General features: G+C 63.0%; 17 protein-coding genes and 2 pseudogenes. 15 read left to right on the top strand and 4 right to left on the bottom strand.

Annotated elements, in window-relative coordinates; translation table 11 throughout:
• The first annotated feature begins 48 nt into the window (after window positions 1-48).
• From BLIJ_RS08610 to BLIJ_RS08590, 5 genes are all read left to right on the top strand, one after another.
• Entirely contained in the window at window positions 49-240 is a 192-nt protein-coding gene (locus tag BLIJ_RS08610) for a hypothetical protein (RefSeq protein WP_012577967.1), read from the top strand.
• Window positions 224-556: an HNH endonuclease gene (locus tag BLIJ_RS08605; RefSeq protein ID WP_012577966.1), complete on the top strand. Its 333-nt coding sequence runs from the start codon at window positions 224-226 to the stop codon at window positions 554-556. The genes BLIJ_RS08610 and BLIJ_RS08605 overlap by 17 nt, the downstream gene beginning before the upstream one ends.
• A gap of 102 nt (window positions 557-658) precedes the next feature.
• Complete coding sequence (locus tag BLIJ_RS08600; RefSeq protein WP_012577965.1) at window positions 659-1,045, top strand: hypothetical protein; 387 nt, start codon at window positions 659-661, stop codon at window positions 1,043-1,045.
• Complete coding sequence (locus BLIJ_RS08595) at window positions 1,005-1,610, top strand: hypothetical protein (protein ID WP_012577964.1); 606 nt, start codon at window positions 1,005-1,007, stop codon at window positions 1,608-1,610. Before BLIJ_RS08600 ends, BLIJ_RS08595 begins: the two co-directional genes overlap by 41 nt.
• Window positions 1,568-1,753: a hypothetical protein gene (locus BLIJ_RS08590; RefSeq protein WP_014484992.1), complete on the top strand. Its 186-nt coding sequence runs from the start codon at window positions 1,568-1,570 to the stop codon at window positions 1,751-1,753. The genes BLIJ_RS08595 and BLIJ_RS08590 overlap by 43 nt, the downstream gene beginning before the upstream one ends.
• A 15-nt stretch (window positions 1,754-1,768) precedes the next feature.
• On the opposite strand, the gene BLIJ_RS08585 is transcribed toward BLIJ_RS08590, so the two are convergent.
• A complete protein-coding gene (locus BLIJ_RS08585) occupies window positions 1,769-2,563 on the bottom strand; it encodes a hypothetical protein (RefSeq protein WP_014484991.1) in 795 nt (264 codons plus the stop codon).
• Between the two features lie 31 nt (window positions 2,564-2,594).
• Between BLIJ_RS08585 and BLIJ_RS08580 the strand changes: the two genes are divergently transcribed.
• From BLIJ_RS08580 to BLIJ_RS08570, 3 genes are all read left to right on the top strand, one after another.
• Window positions 2,595-2,927: a hypothetical protein gene (locus BLIJ_RS08580; RefSeq protein WP_014484990.1), complete on the top strand. Its 333-nt coding sequence runs from the start codon at window positions 2,595-2,597 to the stop codon at window positions 2,925-2,927.
• A gap of 147 nt (window positions 2,928-3,074) precedes the next feature.
• Window positions 3,075-4,193, top strand: a complete 1,119-nt coding sequence (locus BLIJ_RS08575) for a GH25 family lysozyme (RefSeq protein WP_012577962.1) — start codon at window positions 3,075-3,077, stop codon at window positions 4,191-4,193.
• 59 nt (window positions 4,194-4,252) lie between these two features.
• A complete protein-coding gene (locus BLIJ_RS08570; RefSeq protein WP_012577961.1) occupies window positions 4,253-4,474 on the top strand; it encodes a phage holin in 222 nt (73 codons plus the stop codon).
• A gap of 480 nt (window positions 4,475-4,954) precedes the next feature.
• Here the strand turns inward: BLIJ_RS08570 and BLIJ_RS08565 are convergent.
• Window positions 4,955-5,122 (bottom strand): annotated as a pseudogene (locus BLIJ_RS08565) (YccF domain-containing protein); the annotation flags it as partial.
• A gap of 604 nt (window positions 5,123-5,726) precedes the next feature.
• Between BLIJ_RS08565 and BLIJ_RS08555 the strand changes: the two are divergent.
• The 5 genes from BLIJ_RS08555 to BLIJ_RS08535 all read left to right on the top strand — a co-directional run bounded on the left by BLIJ_RS08555 (window position 5,727) and on the right by BLIJ_RS08535 (window position 11,657).
• On the top strand, window positions 5,727-7,778 hold the full coding sequence (locus tag BLIJ_RS08555) for an MDR family MFS transporter (protein ID WP_012577959.1): 2,052 nt from the start codon (window positions 5,727-5,729) through the stop codon (window positions 7,776-7,778).
• Between the two features lie 101 nt (window positions 7,779-7,879).
• The gene (locus tag BLIJ_RS08550) at window positions 7,880-8,200 is read left to right on the top strand and encodes a FeoA family protein (protein ID WP_012577958.1); all 321 of its coding nucleotides are present in this window, start codon (window positions 7,880-7,882) and stop codon (window positions 8,198-8,200) included.
• A 179-nt stretch (window positions 8,201-8,379) separates the two neighbouring features.
• Window positions 8,380-10,344, top strand: coding sequence for a ferrous iron transport protein B (gene feoB, locus BLIJ_RS08545; protein WP_012577957.1), 1,965 nt, complete (start codon window positions 8,380-8,382; stop codon window positions 10,342-10,344).
• A gap of 5 nt (window positions 10,345-10,349) precedes the next feature.
• Window positions 10,350-10,697: a hypothetical protein gene (locus tag BLIJ_RS08540; RefSeq protein ID WP_012577956.1), complete on the top strand. Its 348-nt coding sequence runs from the start codon at window positions 10,350-10,352 to the stop codon at window positions 10,695-10,697.
• A 120-nt stretch (window positions 10,698-10,817) separates the two neighbouring features.
• Window positions 10,818-11,657, top strand: coding sequence for a sulfite exporter TauE/SafE family protein (locus tag BLIJ_RS08535; protein ID WP_012577955.1), 840 nt, complete (start codon window positions 10,818-10,820; stop codon window positions 11,655-11,657).
• Window positions 11,658-11,797: 140 nt separating this feature from the next.
• Here the strand turns inward: BLIJ_RS08535 and BLIJ_RS08530 are convergent, their stop codons facing one another.
• Complete coding sequence (locus BLIJ_RS08530; protein WP_012577954.1) at window positions 11,798-12,160, bottom strand: VOC family protein; 363 nt, start codon at window positions 12,158-12,160, stop codon at window positions 11,798-11,800.
• A 131-nt stretch (window positions 12,161-12,291) separates the two neighbouring features.
• Window positions 12,292-12,378, bottom strand: a pseudogene (locus BLIJ_RS15055) (YccF domain-containing protein); the annotation flags it as partial.
• Window positions 12,379-12,532: 154 nt separating this feature from the next.
• Between BLIJ_RS15055 and BLIJ_RS08525 the strand changes: the two are divergent.
• Window positions 12,533-13,903: an MFS transporter gene (locus BLIJ_RS08525; RefSeq protein ID WP_012577953.1), complete on the top strand. Its 1,371-nt coding sequence runs from the start codon at window positions 12,533-12,535 to the stop codon at window positions 13,901-13,903.
• A 126-nt stretch (window positions 13,904-14,029) separates the two neighbouring features.
• A complete protein-coding gene (locus BLIJ_RS08520; RefSeq protein ID WP_012577952.1) occupies window positions 14,030-14,611 on the top strand; it encodes a haloacid dehalogenase-like hydrolase in 582 nt (193 codons plus the stop codon).
• Window positions 14,612-14,637: the final 26 nt, after the last annotated feature.

The following is a 14,637-nucleotide window of genomic DNA, read 5'->3' as shown; positions in this document are numbered from 1 at the left end:
TCAGCCCCACCTTTGGTGCGGGGCTTTCGCATATCTAGGGGGAGGTGCATGATGCCGCCCACCATCACGCTCAAGATCACCGACAACGCGGACCGGCGGCTCGCCGTGATGAGCGTGCCCGTCCCGTTGTCAGGGGAGCCTGGCGAGTGCGCCATGTTCGACGCCGAACGATTCGAACAATTGCTCGACAAGGGATGCATAGCGTTCCGCAAGGTGTTCGACGATGAATGCCAGGAGTAACCCGCGCAGGGCCAACGGGCATCGGCGGGACATACTGCGCAGGCGCGTGCTCGCCGCCTACGATGTGTGCGCCATCTGCGGCCGGCCCGTAGACAAGACGTTGAGATCCCCGCATCCCATGAGTGCGGAGGTGGACGAGCTCATACCCGTAAGCCGTGGCGGCGACCCGTTGAGCTTCAATAACTGCCGGCTCACGCACCGGCGGTGCAACCGGATCAAGAGCGACAAAACGGATGCGTACGCCCGCTCCCATCTGGGAGGTGCCGCCGCGCAGCCCAAGGCCACGAGCATACCGTTCGAGTTGAGCGACTGGTGACCTGGGGAGGATACCCCGGCAGGCCCCGAAACGGCCACCTCGGGTGCAGGGCCGATATCTCTCCCCGGTGTTGTTGAGCGTCGCCTTTTCGAGGAGGAGATTATGCCTATGCGACGGTGCGCGTTGTGTGGGGGAGCGTTGCCGAAGAACAGTAGCGGCAAGCGCCGTTACTGCTCCGACAATTGCAGGAAGCTCGCGTCCAAGCGACGGTGGGGCGCCGCCACCGTATCGTCGCCTCCGGCTGGCGCGGGCGGCGACGATACGGAAGTCTCATACGCCGACCTGCTGCGCGTCAGTCTTGACGCGCTGCGTCGGGCGGTGCAGGATCCGGACACCCCGGCCCAGGCCATCGCCGCGTTGACCAAGCAGATGCTCGCGGTCGGCAAGGAGATCAACGCGTTGGAGGAGGAGGCGCGGGCGGATCCGCTTGCGGAGGGAGTGAGGGCCGATGACGCGAGGGACGAATCCTTCGACCCCGGCACTGTCTGAGGCCGCCCGGTATCTGGCCATCCCCACCGGAATCGTCTCCACCGGGTTCGGCAAGGTCCGCACCATTACGGGCCGGCTCGGCATCCGGTTCGACCGGTGGCAGGAGGGCATAGGCCAGCTCATGCTCGCCAAGCGCTCCGACGGCGCGTACGCGGCTGGTGTGGGCGGCGTGGTCATGAGCATCTGCCGGCAGATGGGCAAGACGTTCACGGTCGGCAACGACCCCGGCGCCAGGCACATGGGCGAGACCGGGCAGCACGTGTGGGCCGCCAGGCTCGCCGCATGGCTCGACGGGCAGGAATGGGAACCCTACTTCCGCGTGCCCGTCAGCGTGCACGACGACCTGCTCGCGATCGACCCGGACGCGTACGTGAACCCCGGGATCATCACCGTGGACGGAGGACTGCTTCGCGTCAACGTCAGTCTCGTCGCCAGGAACCCGACTATCAGGGCATCTCGTACGTCAACGCACTCCAGGTCGACCGCCGGTACGCCTCGGTGCTGGGCATGGGACGATACCCGATGTCCTACCACGAGTACAACCAGAGCGTCACCGGCGACGTGACCGCGAAGATCATGGATCGCGTCGACCGGTGCTGGAAGATCGACGCGTACGGGAGGATCGCCATCGACCCCGGCGCCATACGATACAACGAGGGATGGATCCAGCTCATGGGCATCGTCCCGCTCGACGAACCCGACCGGTAGACGGGGCGTGTCCCGTCACACGGCGTTCTGGTACCGGCCCCACAGGTAAGGTCTCGACGCGTTCCTTCCCGTGACCGTCGGGAGGACGAGGGTGATTTTCCCTGTCTCGTCCCAGCCCATGCGTGACATGGGCGTGATGTCACCCGCGCGGTCGGGCAGATAGGTGCTGGATTCCGTGTCGTAGAGCACGAACCCGAACGGCGGCATGCGGATGAACGCCATGTCGCAGAACGTCCCGTCGTCGAACAGGACCCGCATCCACCCGGAGAACACGCTCTCCCCGTCAAGCTTCGGAAGGACGGCCATATGCAGCCGGTAACGCGCGGGCAACGAAATGTTCCCCCGGTCGAGCAGGAAGTCCTTGCAGTCGAGCATGCTGCCCGGCGCCGTCGTGGCGCAGAAGTTCGACACCACCTGCTTGACGAAGGCCAGGGGACGGAACCCCTCGCCTAAGTCAAATTCGCAGTATCGCTCCACACCGTCGGTCTCGGACTCGTTCCGGTCACGGTCGAGCCCGTCGAGGATGTCGCCGGATTCATGGGCGAAATCCAGGTACAGGCCTTTGAACGTTTCCACATAGTTGGCGCCGAGATACTCGTTGCAGTCCTCGCACAGCGTCTTGAACGTCATCCCGTGTGACTGCCTGTACCCGTCGTCGTCCCGGACCTCCATGTCGAACAACGAGTGCATCACCGCCTCATCCCCACGATGCACGACCACCACATGGTCGTTGCCCGTGGACCGGGGAGGGATATGCTCGAGCGTCAACGGCTTGTGTTCGCCGCAAATCCTGCAGAACCTGTTGCCCATACCCCGAGCATATACGTCGAAAGGACAGCCTATGAATCCGCCGGCCGGTACCCCGTTGTGGGCGGTGATCCTGATCGCGGTGGTGCCGAGTCTGGCCATGGTCATAGTGGCGGTGATCCAGTCGAGGCAGATCCGCGGGCTGCGCGACCAGCAGTCGGCCACGAAGTGGGAGATCACGAACGACCATCAGGCGCCGTTGCGCGTGGACATGGACGAGAAGCACGAGAAGGTCATGGACGCGATCGACGCGCTGCGCGATGACATGAACGGCGAGTTCAAGACGGTGAACGAACGCGTCGCCAACGCCGAACGCGAGCACCTGGAGTTGCGCGAGGACATCCGCGAACTGAGGAGGCATCGATGATCGTCATCGTGATGATAGTCGCCGTAACCGTCGTGTTGATGTTCGTGCGCGGCGGCGACGACCGCTGGTAACAGCCAGCCAATCAGAAATTTCGCCCCACCCGATCGGGTGGGGCTTTTCCATATCCATCAACAGTAAGGAGAGGAATTGGACATCAAGAACAAGAGCAAGCCGAGCCTGGTAACGCGAATCCTCGCGGTCGTCATCGCCCTGCTGCTCGGCGTCTCGCCCACGACCGCTCTGGCGGATGCGGGCGTGGACGTGAGCAACTGGCAGGGGTGCGTGAACGCGGCCGCGTTGAAGGCGGACGGCGCGGACTTCCTGATCGCGAAGGTCACGGAGGGCAACGGGTACACGGATCCGGTCGGTGACTGCAACATCCAGGCGGCCATCGACGCGGGCATGTACACGGGCGCCTACCATTTCGCCCGCCCCGACCTCGGCAATTCGCCGGAGGCCGAGGCCGACTGGTTCCTGAGCCAGACGGTCGGCTACCGTGCGCAGCACGTGCTGCCGATCCTGGGCTGGGAGCCGGGCGGGGCCTACAACGGCTGGACGTGGTGGGCGAAGCGCTGGCTGGACCGCGTGCATGAGGTGTGGGGCGTCAAGCCGCTCATCTACATGTCGGGATCCGTCGTGACGTCGAACGACTGGAGTGCGGTGGTCGCCGCCGACTACGGCCTGTGGCTCGCAGCCTACCCGAACGGGTACGCGGCCGAGACCATCCGCGAGGCCGGGTCGCCGACGTGGAGCACGGGCCAGTGGCCGTTCGCCGCGGTCTGGCAGTACACCAGCTCCGCGTACGGTGGCGGCATCGGCCCGTTGGACGCGAACACGTTCTACGGGGACGCGACCACATGGGCCGCCTACGCCGGCGGGAACCCGGCGCAGCCCGACGGCAGCGCCGTGGACATCACACCCTCCGGCAATACGGGCGGAGCCGCCACGACGCCGGACGCCGGTAGTACGGGCGGCTGCGGCAGCTCCTGCGTGACCATCCAGAGCGGACAGACCGTCAGCCAGTTCTGGAGCGACTGGTGGAACGTGACCGTCCCGTCCGGTGACCCGAACCGCGTGCACCCGGGCGACGTGGTCTGCCACAACGGCGACACCACCGCCAACGGCGGGTCGCGCACGTACGTCGTGCAGTCCGGCGACTACCTGTCTGGCATCGCCGCGCGGCTCGGCATCAGCTGGACACAGCTCACCGGATACCGTTCCGGCAACCCGTCGCTCATCTATCCGGGCGAGGTCCTCTACTACTAGCCCATCATGGCCCGCATCCGCCACGGGTGCGGGCCCCATATTCGTAAGGAGAGCAATTCATGGACGACGAAGAGACCGCGGGCTATCTCATTCCCGACCGCGTGTACGACGTGCTGAAATGGGTGGGCCTTATCGCGCTGCCGGCGTTGGCCGTGTGCGTGCAGACTATCGGCACCGCCGCGGGATGGACTGGCACCGACCTGACCGTCACCATCCTGACCGCACTGGGCACCCTCGTCGGCGCACTCATCGGCGCCAGCAGATTAAAGCCCGACGCATGACGCAGGAATAGCCTGCATCATCGCATCACAGCGCCCCGCTCCACCCGCCTGCGCCGCGGGGGAGCGGGGCGCTTTTCGCGTTTCCGGGGTGCTGTATGATGATTCGCGACAACAGAATAGAGTGCCCTTAGAGTGCCCGGGCCGTTCGCGGCGTCCGTGAACCGTTGGAATCATTGGGTTTTCGTTTTCATCGTGGAGTTCAAGTTCAACATCTCGAAGTAAGTGTTTCTCTGGCTCCCCTCTTTGAGGGGAGCTGTCGCTACAAGCGATTGAGGAGCGGCGCGGATAAGGCCTGAGAAGTCGTCTTCTCAGGCCTTTGTCATGACATTGTTCTGCAAGGGCTGGCTGCTGCAGCAGCATAATGTGTGTTTTATTATTCGGCCTTGGCGGCTTGCTGGTCAATCCAATTGTTGACGTCGGTGGCCGCCTCGTCAAGGGTTGCTTTGGCGGCTTTGTAGTATTTGGAATCTACAGGTTGACGATTTCCGCGCCGAACGGCCAGAGCGCAAGCTTGGCCATCTTGAACGCTTGAATGCCGAACGGGATGCCGATGATGGAGATGCACAGAATCAGTCCCACCAATGCCCATCCGATTGCGATGGCCAACCCACCAAGAATGATCCACAGGATATTGCCGAGAACTCGCATGATTTGCCCCTTTCCGATTCCGGTCGATGCCTCGCATGATTAGCTTCACATTTTGCCAGAAATCATGACGGAAACACGAGATGCAACCCTTAGCTCGCCCCTGATTCATCCCCGGACCGTTATTCAGGCGGAGCGTATGCGGTAAGCCCAATCCTTTTGTGAAGATTTTGTGTATTGTCAGGCATGCGTGGGTTTCACCGTCGATTTGAATGATGATAGGCTTCTCGATGTCTGCCGTACGAAGACCCCATCAAGGAGATGCCATGAACCTGTATCGCTACGCGATGTTCATCGCACGCGCCTGCCGTGGGTCGTTCGTCGGCAATGTTCTGTTTGCCAATCCACGAATGGCCCTATTCTCGATGCTGGTGTAGCGGGGACACGCCTTATGCCGGGATGTACCGATGGCCCATCCGCAGTCGACGTCGCATGAATCGCTCACCATAGCCATCAACTTACGCAAAGCCGCGAATCGTTTGCCGTATATGAATGCGGAACGGATGGCGGCTTTTCCTTTACGTCCGGACTCATCGGTGTCCTCGCGTCTTGACACAAGCATGGGGCCGGATCGCCACACATGACGTTACCAACAGAAGGAAATGCTGTGACCTCACAGAAAAACGCGGAACTCGGGTCCGCCACCAGTTCCGTAAAGCCTATTGATCCGCACACCCGATTCATCGTCGTGGGCGTGATCGTCGTCGGCTCGTTCATCGCGCTGCTCAACCAGACCGTCATGTCACCGGCCTTGCCGGCACTGATGCGTGATTTCAATATCACCACCGGCACCGTGCAGTGGGTGACCAGCGTCTACATGCTGGTCTCGGGCATCATGGTGCCGATTTCAGGCTATCTGATTGATAAATTCTCCACCCGAAAGCTCTTCGCCGGAGCTCTTGCCACTTTCATGGTCGGCACACTGCTGTGTGCCGTCGCGCCGAATTTCATGCTGTTGCTCGTCGGGCGCATACTGCAATCCGCCGGCTCCGGCGTGCTGTTGCCATTGGTCGCCGTAGTGCCGATGCTCGTCTATCCGCCGGATAAGCGCGGCACCGCCATGGGACTGGCCGGTATCGTCATGGCCGCCGGCCCGGCTATCGGCCCGGTTGTCGGTGGTCTGGTGATTGACAGTTTCGGATGGCGCCCGATGTTCATTGGCATCGCAGTCGTGGCACTGGTCATCCTTGTCGGAGGCACGATGATGCTCAAGAACGTCAGCGAGTTGAAGAACCCAAAGCTCAACATCCTGTCCGTGATCCTTTCGACCATCGCGTTCGGTGGCCTGCTTTATGGCTTCTCGTCCGCTTCCACGATGGTATGGAGCAGTCCGGTCGTCATTATCTCAATCGTCGTTGGTCTTGTGGCCTTCGTCGCATTCGTATACAAGCAAGTCAAGCTCGATGAGCCATTGTTGCGCGTTGATACCCTTGCCACCCGCAACTTCCGCAACTCCGTGATTCTGGTCACTCTGATCAACGCCGCAGTCGCCGCAACCAACGTGACGTTGCCTATCTTCATCCAGAATGTGCTCGGCCAATCCGCCACCGTCACCGGCATGGTCATGCTGCCCGCCGCGGCGGTCGGCATCATCCTGAGTCCGGTCGCCGGCGCCGCATTCGACAAATTCGGCCCTCGCGGCGTGGGCATCGGCGGCCTTGCGCTCATGACCATCTCTCTTGGTCTTCTCGGCACCATCAACACCAGGACATCAGTGCTGTTTGTCGCCGTGTTCTGCGCATTGCAGGCATCCGGTCAGGCTATCGCCAACATGCCGATCAACACTTGGGGCGTCAACGCTTTGCCGAACGACATGATCGCCCATGGAAACGCCATCGCCAACACAGGCCGCCAGATCGCGGCAGCCATTGCGACCTCGCTTCTGGTCACCGCAGAAACATCCATGACCGCCTCGCACATGTCCCAGGGTGTGAAGTCCGCCACGGCCAGCGGCATCGCGTTCTCCTACCTGCTGTGCGCCGCCATCTCGCTGGTCGCCCTGATCATCTGCATCTTCACCGTCACCAGCCGTGCCAAGGAGAAGGCCGCACGCAACGCCAAGGCCTCCGAGGCGCAAGCCTCCGCCGAAGTCGCGGCCGAAACCACTGAAGGCCAGCCCGCCGAGCATCACTACGCCGGCGCATACGTGGCCCCCGCCGCCTCCCTGTTCAAGCAGGCCCAGGAACAGTCCATCGGCGGAATCATGGACGATCAGCCCTACAGCTGCCTGGACAGCGATGACATCACGCATGTGGTGCGCGAGTTCATCCGCCTCAACGTCTCCAGCCTTCCCGTGGTGAACGGCGATGGCAGGCTCGTCGGCTTCGTCAGCGACGGCGATGTCATGAAATCGATTGCCACCTATGAATCCCGTACGGTTTCCACCGGCACCGGTTCGACGATGGTGGTGTTCGACGACGAAACCGTGACCTCCAAGGTGCAGGCGCTCTCCGGCAAGAAGGTGATGGACATCGCCACGCGCAAGGTCGTTGCCGCCACGCCCGACCAGCATGTCGGAGAGGTGGCCCGAATCCTCGCCAAGAAGCAGTTCAAGAAACTGCCGGTGGTGGATGGTGATGGCAGACTCGTCGGTGTGATCCGCCGTAAGTCCGTGATGGAACATGCCTTCGATGCGCTGTTCCCAAAGGATGATCGGTGATTAGGCGCCATCATCGCTGAATAGAATGAATGGAACATGAGGCTTCCCTTCCGTGGAAAACACTCTTGTGCTTTGCTTCGTTTCCTGCTATGTGTGAAAACATGGATAATACGCATGCTCGCCGCTTCGATGGCACGGTGCGGCGTCGGACGGGGGAGCGCGGCACCACCATGACGCTGCGCGACTGCCCGCGCGCCATGCGCGTCGTCGTGGACGGCATCGACCTGGATGAACGGCACCGGTTCCGCCTCTGCGAGATCGGCCTGGCTCCGGGCGCGGGCCTGCGGGTCGTGCAGCGTGGCGCTTTCGGCGGGCGGGTCATCGCCTTCGGAGACGAACGCGTCGCGGTGGATGGCGCCACCGCGCGGGCCGTCCGCGTACGGTTCACGCAGGACGAACATACGCAAGGCGACGTTGCGTAACGCGAAGAGAACGAGAATATGCGCGAATGATGAATCTACGGGACCTGAGAGGTGGCGACTGCTGCAGCTCGCAGGACGATTGCTGCCGGCGTTGCAATCGCCATGCGGAGACGTCCGCGAATGGCGCCGTGCGTGACGGCGCTCGCGGCGACACCTGCGATGCCGGTCGTGCGGCGTCAATGAAGCGCGTCGTATTCGTCGGCAATCCGAACGTCGGCAAATCCTCCATGTTCAATGCGCTGCTTGGCGCGAGGACACGCACGATGAACGCTCCGGGCACCACCGTGTCCATCACTTGCGGGCAGTACCGGTACAAGAGCGCGAACGATGCGCCGCACACGCAACTCTGGCAGTTCGTGGACACTCCCGGCACGTATTCACTGCTGCCGATGAGCCCCGATGAACAGGTCGCCGTCGACGCGCTGATAGGTGCGTCGGGCATGCCCGCTCCCGATCTCGCCGTCGTGGTGTTGGACGCCACGGCGCTGTCCCGCTCTCTCTACCTGCTGTCGACGGTGACGGAGCTTGGACTGCCGACCGTCATCGCGCTCACCATGAACGATCTCGCATTGCGCAATGGCCATGGCGTCGATGCGCAACGGTTATCCCGTCTGCTGGATGGCATGCCGGTCATCGCGGTCGACGGGCGTACCGGAGACGGCGGCGAGGCGTTGGCCGATGCCATCGCCGTGGGTTTCCGGGGAACCCCCATTCCCTCTGGGCTGACCGCATGGTCCGCCATCACGGCCGACGCCGACGGGCACACCGTCGACGACCTGCGCTCCTGGGCTGAATCACGGGCCGATGCCCGTCTCGACTGGACCGCCGGCGTATTGCGTCGCCTTGACGTTCACGACGACGGTCGCGTCACCTTATCCGACCGCATCGACGGCATGCTGCTGCACCCCGTGGTCGGCGTCATCGTTTTTCTCGCGGTTCTGTTCACGGTGTTCCAAGCCACGACGACGCTGGCCAGTCCGATGCAGGATTGGATCGATGTGACGTTCCGCGGCTGGTGCACATCCGGCCTCGACTGGTTGCTTGGGCTGTTCGGCGTGGCCTGGCACGGCGGCTGGGTGCGTTCGCTGCTGGTCGATGGCGTGCTCGATGGCGTGATCACCGTGCTGACGTTCATTCCCGTGATGGGCATCATGTTCCTGTTGCTGTCGATTCTGGAGGACTCCGGCTACATGGCCCGTGCCGCATTCGTGATGGATCGCGCCATGCGCGCCTTGGGATTGGACGGCCGCGCGTTTTTGCCGATCATCGTCGGCTTCGGCTGCAATCTGCCGGCCTTGGCGGCCACCCGCACCCTGCCTGATTCCCGTCAGCGGGTGCTGACCGGCATGCTGGTGCCGTTTGCCGCGTGTTCCGCGCGCCTGTCGGTGTTCCTGGTGCTCGCCCATGCGTTCTTTCCGAAGTATGCGGGTCTCGTGGTGTTCCTCATGTACGTCGTTTCGGTGATGATCATCCTGCTGGTCGGCGTGATGCTGCGCCACACCATATTCCGTGGGCTTGAGCCGGAGCCGCTCATGCTGGCGCTTCCCTCATACCAGTGCCCCCGCGCCCTGCAGCTGGTTCGTTCGGTGCTGCTGCGTCTATGGGGATTCGTTCGCGGCGCCAGTGTGATCATCATCTCGATGATCATGGCGCTATGGCTGCTGCAGGGCATTCCCATGACGGCCGGTGCCGGCGGTTTCGCGCATGTCGACGATGTGCATGATTCCGCGTACGGCATGCTCGCCGATGCGGTGGCCCCCGTGTTCGCTCCGGCGGGCTTCGACGACTGGCATGCGTCGGCCGCGCTGATTACGGGATTCGTCGCCAAGGAAGTCGTGATCGGTTCGATGTCGCAGTCCTATCATGCCGACGAACCTGATGCCGCGGCCGCGCAGCAGGGCACGGAAGGCACGCTGGGGCAGAAGCTGCGGGCCTCGTTCGACCGGTCCTCGCACGGGCACGGCAGGGCCGCGGCGATCGCGTTCCTGCTGTTCACGCTCGCCTACACGCCATGTCTGGCCACGGTCGCCGAGATGCGGCGGCAATTCGGCACGAAAGTCGCGGCGCAATCCGTCATGCTGAGTCTGGCGGTGGCGTATGCGATCGCCGTCATCGCCTTCCAGACACTGCGTTTGGTGTGGTGATCCGCATGGCGCGCATGATACGACGGTCCTCGCTCTCACGCGACTGGCGTCGCCCGTTTCGCGCGGTCGGCTGGCGAAACGGGCAGGCGGCCGACGAACAGCCGGCCGATATCGTTGCCGACATCGCCGCCGATCTTAAAACCGGGATGACGGTTCCGCAGATCGCCGACTATCGGCGTCTGCCCTCCGATTTCGTGGATATGGCGGTCATGCGTGCACAGGAGCGTGGACTGGTCACATTGATGGACCGCGCACCGCGATCCCTGTGCGACGGGACGGCATGCCGACCGGACCCCGCCTCGCTGGTCTGCGCGGGATGCCCGTTCAGGGCGCCCTCCTCGGCGCGGTCATGAATGCGGGTGGCGTCGTCGGTGTTTGGCCACGTTACGGGCGATGATGCGATGCGCGGGAGCCGAACCATTACGCTTGACTCCCGTTGCCACACAGACCGGAATGAGAAGGGGGAGGGCCCCATGATTGCAGGAATGTCCGTCACCACGTTGCTGTCGGTGCTTGTAGCCGGCGTCGCCGCCGGATTCGTTGGATACGCGGTCGGCGCATCCTCATTGGTTTCCTATCCGGCGTTGCTGGCATTCGGCATTCCGCCCGTGCTGTCCAACACCACGAACACGGTGGGCGTGTGTGGTACCGGCATCGGCGGGCTGCTCTCCGCTCGCAAGGAGCTCGCGGGACAGGGCCGGCGTGTGGTCGTCTATGCCTGCATCGGTCTGGTCGGCGGCGTCATCGGAGGTCTGTTGCTGCTTGAATTGCCCGCGAAGGTCTTTGAATTCGCGGTACCGCCGTTGATTCTGTTCAGTGCGCTCATCATCGCGCTCAATCCACGGAGGAAAGCGGCCGCGCGCGATGCCGTGGCACGGGCGCTGCCGCAATCGTATCAGGCGGAGCGCGCCGCGCGGATCGCCGGTGCGACGGTGAACGGCGCATTGCGCGACGATCCGTGGTGGCTGTGGGCCGGCGTGAGCTTCGTCGGCGTCTATTCCGGCTATTTCGGAGCGGCCGCCGGTACGCTTGCCCTGGCGATTCTCGATTTGGGCAGGATCGGCCCGTTCCATCAGATCAACGCATTGAAAACCGTGATCGGCTTCGGCGCGAATATCTCCGCCGCGGTCATGTTCGTAATCCGTGGTTCCGTCTGCTGGCCGTTCGCCATCATGATGTGCGTCGGCTGCACCATCGGCAGCGCGATCGCGCCTCCCATCACCCGGCGTATTCCGGAGAACATCATGCGGGCCGCCGCCGTGTTGACCGGCATTATCCTCGCCGTCAAGCTTGGCTGGAACACTTACCTGTGATGGTCCTGGCTGCTGGGGCATGCTGAACAGTCGCGGCAGTGCGGTGATGCGTGGGCGTGGGTGGGGGAATTATGACGATCCCGTCGGATGGAAGGCGTGTTCCGTCCGACGGGATTCCCGCTCGACCGGTCGATGATCGATCAGTTGTGCATGGCTTCGATGTTGTTGCCCTCCGGATCATGCACGAACGCGGCATAGTAGGTCGGACCGTAGTCCGGACGCGGGCCGGGCTGGCCGTTGTCGGTGCCGCCGTTGGCCAGACCCGCCTCGTGGAACGCCTTCACGGCGTCGTCGTCGGCGGCTTCGAACGCCACGTGGGCCGGCGCGACGGCATCGCCTTCAGCGGCGGTGGAAACCCACACCGACGAACCGTCCTCCGCCACGAATGCCTGAACGCCCGGGAAAGCGGGGCCCTTGCCGTAGCCCAGCGGTGCCAGGGCGGCCTCGTAGAACGCTTCTTCCTTGTCGAAATCCTTCACCTTGACGGTCACATGGTTGATCATGATCTGTCCTTTCATGCGTTCGGTGCGTTGTGCATCCGCATTCCATGATAGACGGCAGACGATGCGAATGGAAAGGGCGGCGCCCTGGAAGGTCGTGAAGTCCGGGCCTGTGCCGCACGTGCCGCGATGACCTACAGCCCGCGGACGTTCGCCCCGAACGGCCAGAGCGTGAGTTTGGCCATCTTGAACGACTGGATGCCGAACGGGATGCCGATTATTCTCATAGCGGGTTCCTTACGCTCGACCGTGTCCCGGAAGATGCCGGATGGTATATCAGACCTCCATTCTATGGTACTGGTGTGAGGTGAAGCGGGGCCGGGACCAGGCCCATGCGCCTTGAAGCGCCGAGTAGACGAGTAGATTGGAGCGACCATGCCCGTGACGTCCGATGGGGTGGGCGGGCCCGGCGCGTATGCCGAGGCCATGGCGAGCGAGGAGGCCGATGCCGCGTGGATCCGGCGTGTGGCGTTGCTGCTCGTCGGTCAGGCGTTTTCGCTGTTGGGCTCCAGCATCGTGCAGTACGCCATCTGGTGGTGGATCGTATTGCAGACCAGAACCGGTTCGGCGATGCTGCTGGCCACCCTGTTCGGCGTGGTGCCGCAGGCCGTGGTCTCGATCTTCGGCGGCTCATGGGCGGACCGCCATAATCGCAAACTGCTGATCATGCTGCCGGACATGGTGATCGCCGCCGTCACCGTCGTGTTGTCGTTGGGTTTCGCGATGGGATGGGCCGGACTGGCCACGATCTTCGTGGTGCTGCTCATCCGTTCGGCGGGCGGCGGCATCCAGACGCCGGCCGTGCAGTCGTTCATCCCGGACGTCGTGCCCTCCGGCAAACTGCTGCGCGTCAATTCGGTATACGGTGTGATCAACTCGGCGAACATGATAGTGGCACCGGCTGTGGCCGCCGTGCTCATCAACATGGTGCCGTTGTGGTCGATCCTGCTGATCGACGTGACCACGGCGGTCATCGGCGTCGGGTTCGTGGCGTTGATCAAGGTGCCGAAGAGACGCGCGACGGCGGAGCGTGCCGCGCACGCCGTGTCCGAAGGGGAGGGACGCTCGCCGCTCGCCGGCGTCCGCCGTGTCTTCGCCGATCTCAAGGTGGGATTCGACTACACGTGGCGTCGGCCGAATCTGCGCAACGTGGTGTTGGGCGACGCGCTGACCTGTTTCATCGCCGTTGCCCCGATGAATCTGACCCTGCTGCTCATGACCCGCGAATACGAGGGAATCGATCTGAATCTGGGATTCATCAACCTGACCACCGCCTCCGACAAACTCGCGGCCAATGAGCTGGGATGGAGCATCGGCATGTTGCTTGGCGGCGCGTTCATGTCCACCGTCGGGGCCAAGGTCGTGCGCGACAACATGCGCATGGTCGCGCTCGGCGTCACTTTGGTCGGCGTGACCGTGGTGGGTCTCGGGGTCGCGCCCAATCTGCTGGCGTACCTGTTTGTCGACGTGGCGAATGGCGTCGCCTCCGCCATCTGCGTGGGTCCGATGCGTACCATCATGCAAACCGAGTCCGATGAGAATGTGGTCGGCCGCGTCTTTGGTCTCGACACCACGCTCAGCACGCTGGGCATGCCGCTGGGCATGCTGGTCTTCGCGCCTCTGGCCGACATGATTCCGATTTCGCTGGTGTTCGTCATCGGCGGTGTGCTGACCTTGCCCATCGGCATCTACCTGTTCGGCCAGACGCGCAGGCGTGCCGGAACGGTGCCGGACCGGGGACGATGACCGCCGGGGAAGTTGGTTGCGACCCTCCAAAAACAGTGTTCATGTGAAATTCACCGCATATTCGCGCTTTTGCCGGTCCGCCATGATTAGCCTTGAACAAGGAACAGCAGAGTAGAAGCAGAAGGTATGCGCGTATTCGATTTTGACGGAACCATCTACGACGGCGAAAGCCTGTTCGACCTGTACCTGTATTCCGCCCGACACGACCCGAAGGTGTTCCGTTTCATCGCACCCGTGCTGCGGTACGCGGTCAAATACAAACTCGGGCGGGCCACGCTTGAGCAGATGGAATACGGCGTGGGCAGAATGGCCGAAGGCTATCTTACGGAACTGAACCGTTCCCGACGCGTGGCGAGCGTCGAACAGCTCGTGAACGATTTCTGGGATCGGAACTACCCGCGCATCAAGCCCTGGTACCAGCCCGAACCGGATGACGTGATCCTCACCGCATCCTTCGATTTGACGGTGGGGGAGGCCTGCCGCAGGCTCGGCGTGCGGAACCTCGTGGCCAGCAAGGTCGATTTGGAGACGATGAGGGTTACGTATCTCAACTTCAACACCAACAAGGCCAGGCGATTCCGCGAGCTGTACGGTCCGGACGCCGTCGTCGACGAGTTCTACACCGACTCGAAGTTCGACCAGCCGATGATCGATATGGCCCGTCGCGCGTTCATGGTCAAAGGGGACACCATAACGCGGGTGAAATAGCGGACGGCGCGGAACAACGCGACGTC

Origin of the sequence: Bifidobacterium longum subsp. infantis ATCC 15697 = JCM 1222 = DSM 20088 (genome assembly GCF_000269965.1) — a bacterium.
Lineage (GTDB): Bacteria > Actinomycetota > Actinomycetes > Actinomycetales > Bifidobacteriaceae > Bifidobacterium > Bifidobacterium infantis.
Note: the sequence above shows the minus strand (reverse complement) of the source record. Positions and strands in the feature narration are given on the sequence as shown.

Excerpts from the sequence above, each read along its gene's own strand:
- BLIJ_RS08520 (WP_012577952.1), top strand. The coding sequence starts at position 14,030 with ATGCGCGTATTCGATTTTGACGGAACCATCTACGACGGCGAAAGCCTG.
- BLIJ_RS08540 (WP_012577956.1), top strand. The coding sequence starts at position 10,350 with ATGGCGCGCATGATACGACGGTCCTCGCTCTCACGCGACTGGCGTCGC.
- BLIJ_RS08570 (WP_012577961.1), top strand. The coding sequence starts at position 4,253 with ATGGACGACGAAGAGACCGCGGGCTATCTCATTCCCGACCGCGTGTAC.
- BLIJ_RS08600 (WP_012577965.1), top strand. The coding sequence starts at position 659 with ATGCCTATGCGACGGTGCGCGTTGTGTGGGGGAGCGTTGCCGAAGAAC.
- BLIJ_RS08590 (WP_014484992.1), top strand. The coding sequence starts at position 1,568 with ATGTCCTACCACGAGTACAACCAGAGCGTCACCGGCGACGTGACCGCG.
- BLIJ_RS08610 (WP_012577967.1), top strand. The coding sequence starts at position 49 with ATGATGCCGCCCACCATCACGCTCAAGATCACCGACAACGCGGACCGG.
- BLIJ_RS08580 (WP_014484990.1), top strand. The coding sequence starts at position 2,595 with ATGAATCCGCCGGCCGGTACCCCGTTGTGGGCGGTGATCCTGATCGCG.
- BLIJ_RS08530 (WP_012577954.1), bottom strand. The coding sequence starts at position 12,160 with ATGATCAACCATGTGACCGTCAAGGTGAAGGATTTCGACAAGGAAGAA.
- BLIJ_RS08535 (WP_012577955.1), top strand. The coding sequence starts at position 10,818 with ATGATTGCAGGAATGTCCGTCACCACGTTGCTGTCGGTGCTTGTAGCC.
- BLIJ_RS08525 (WP_012577953.1), top strand. The coding sequence starts at position 12,533 with ATGCCCGTGACGTCCGATGGGGTGGGCGGGCCCGGCGCGTATGCCGAG.
- BLIJ_RS08550 (WP_012577958.1), top strand. The coding sequence starts at position 7,880 with ATGGATAATACGCATGCTCGCCGCTTCGATGGCACGGTGCGGCGTCGG.
- BLIJ_RS08595 (WP_012577964.1), top strand. The coding sequence starts at position 1,005 with ATGACGCGAGGGACGAATCCTTCGACCCCGGCACTGTCTGAGGCCGCC.
- BLIJ_RS08605 (WP_012577966.1), top strand. The coding sequence starts at position 224 with ATGAATGCCAGGAGTAACCCGCGCAGGGCCAACGGGCATCGGCGGGAC.
- BLIJ_RS08585 (WP_014484991.1), bottom strand. The coding sequence starts at position 2,563 with ATGGGCAACAGGTTCTGCAGGATTTGCGGCGAACACAAGCCGTTGACG.
- feoB (WP_012577957.1), top strand. The coding sequence starts at position 8,380 with ATGAAGCGCGTCGTATTCGTCGGCAATCCGAACGTCGGCAAATCCTCC.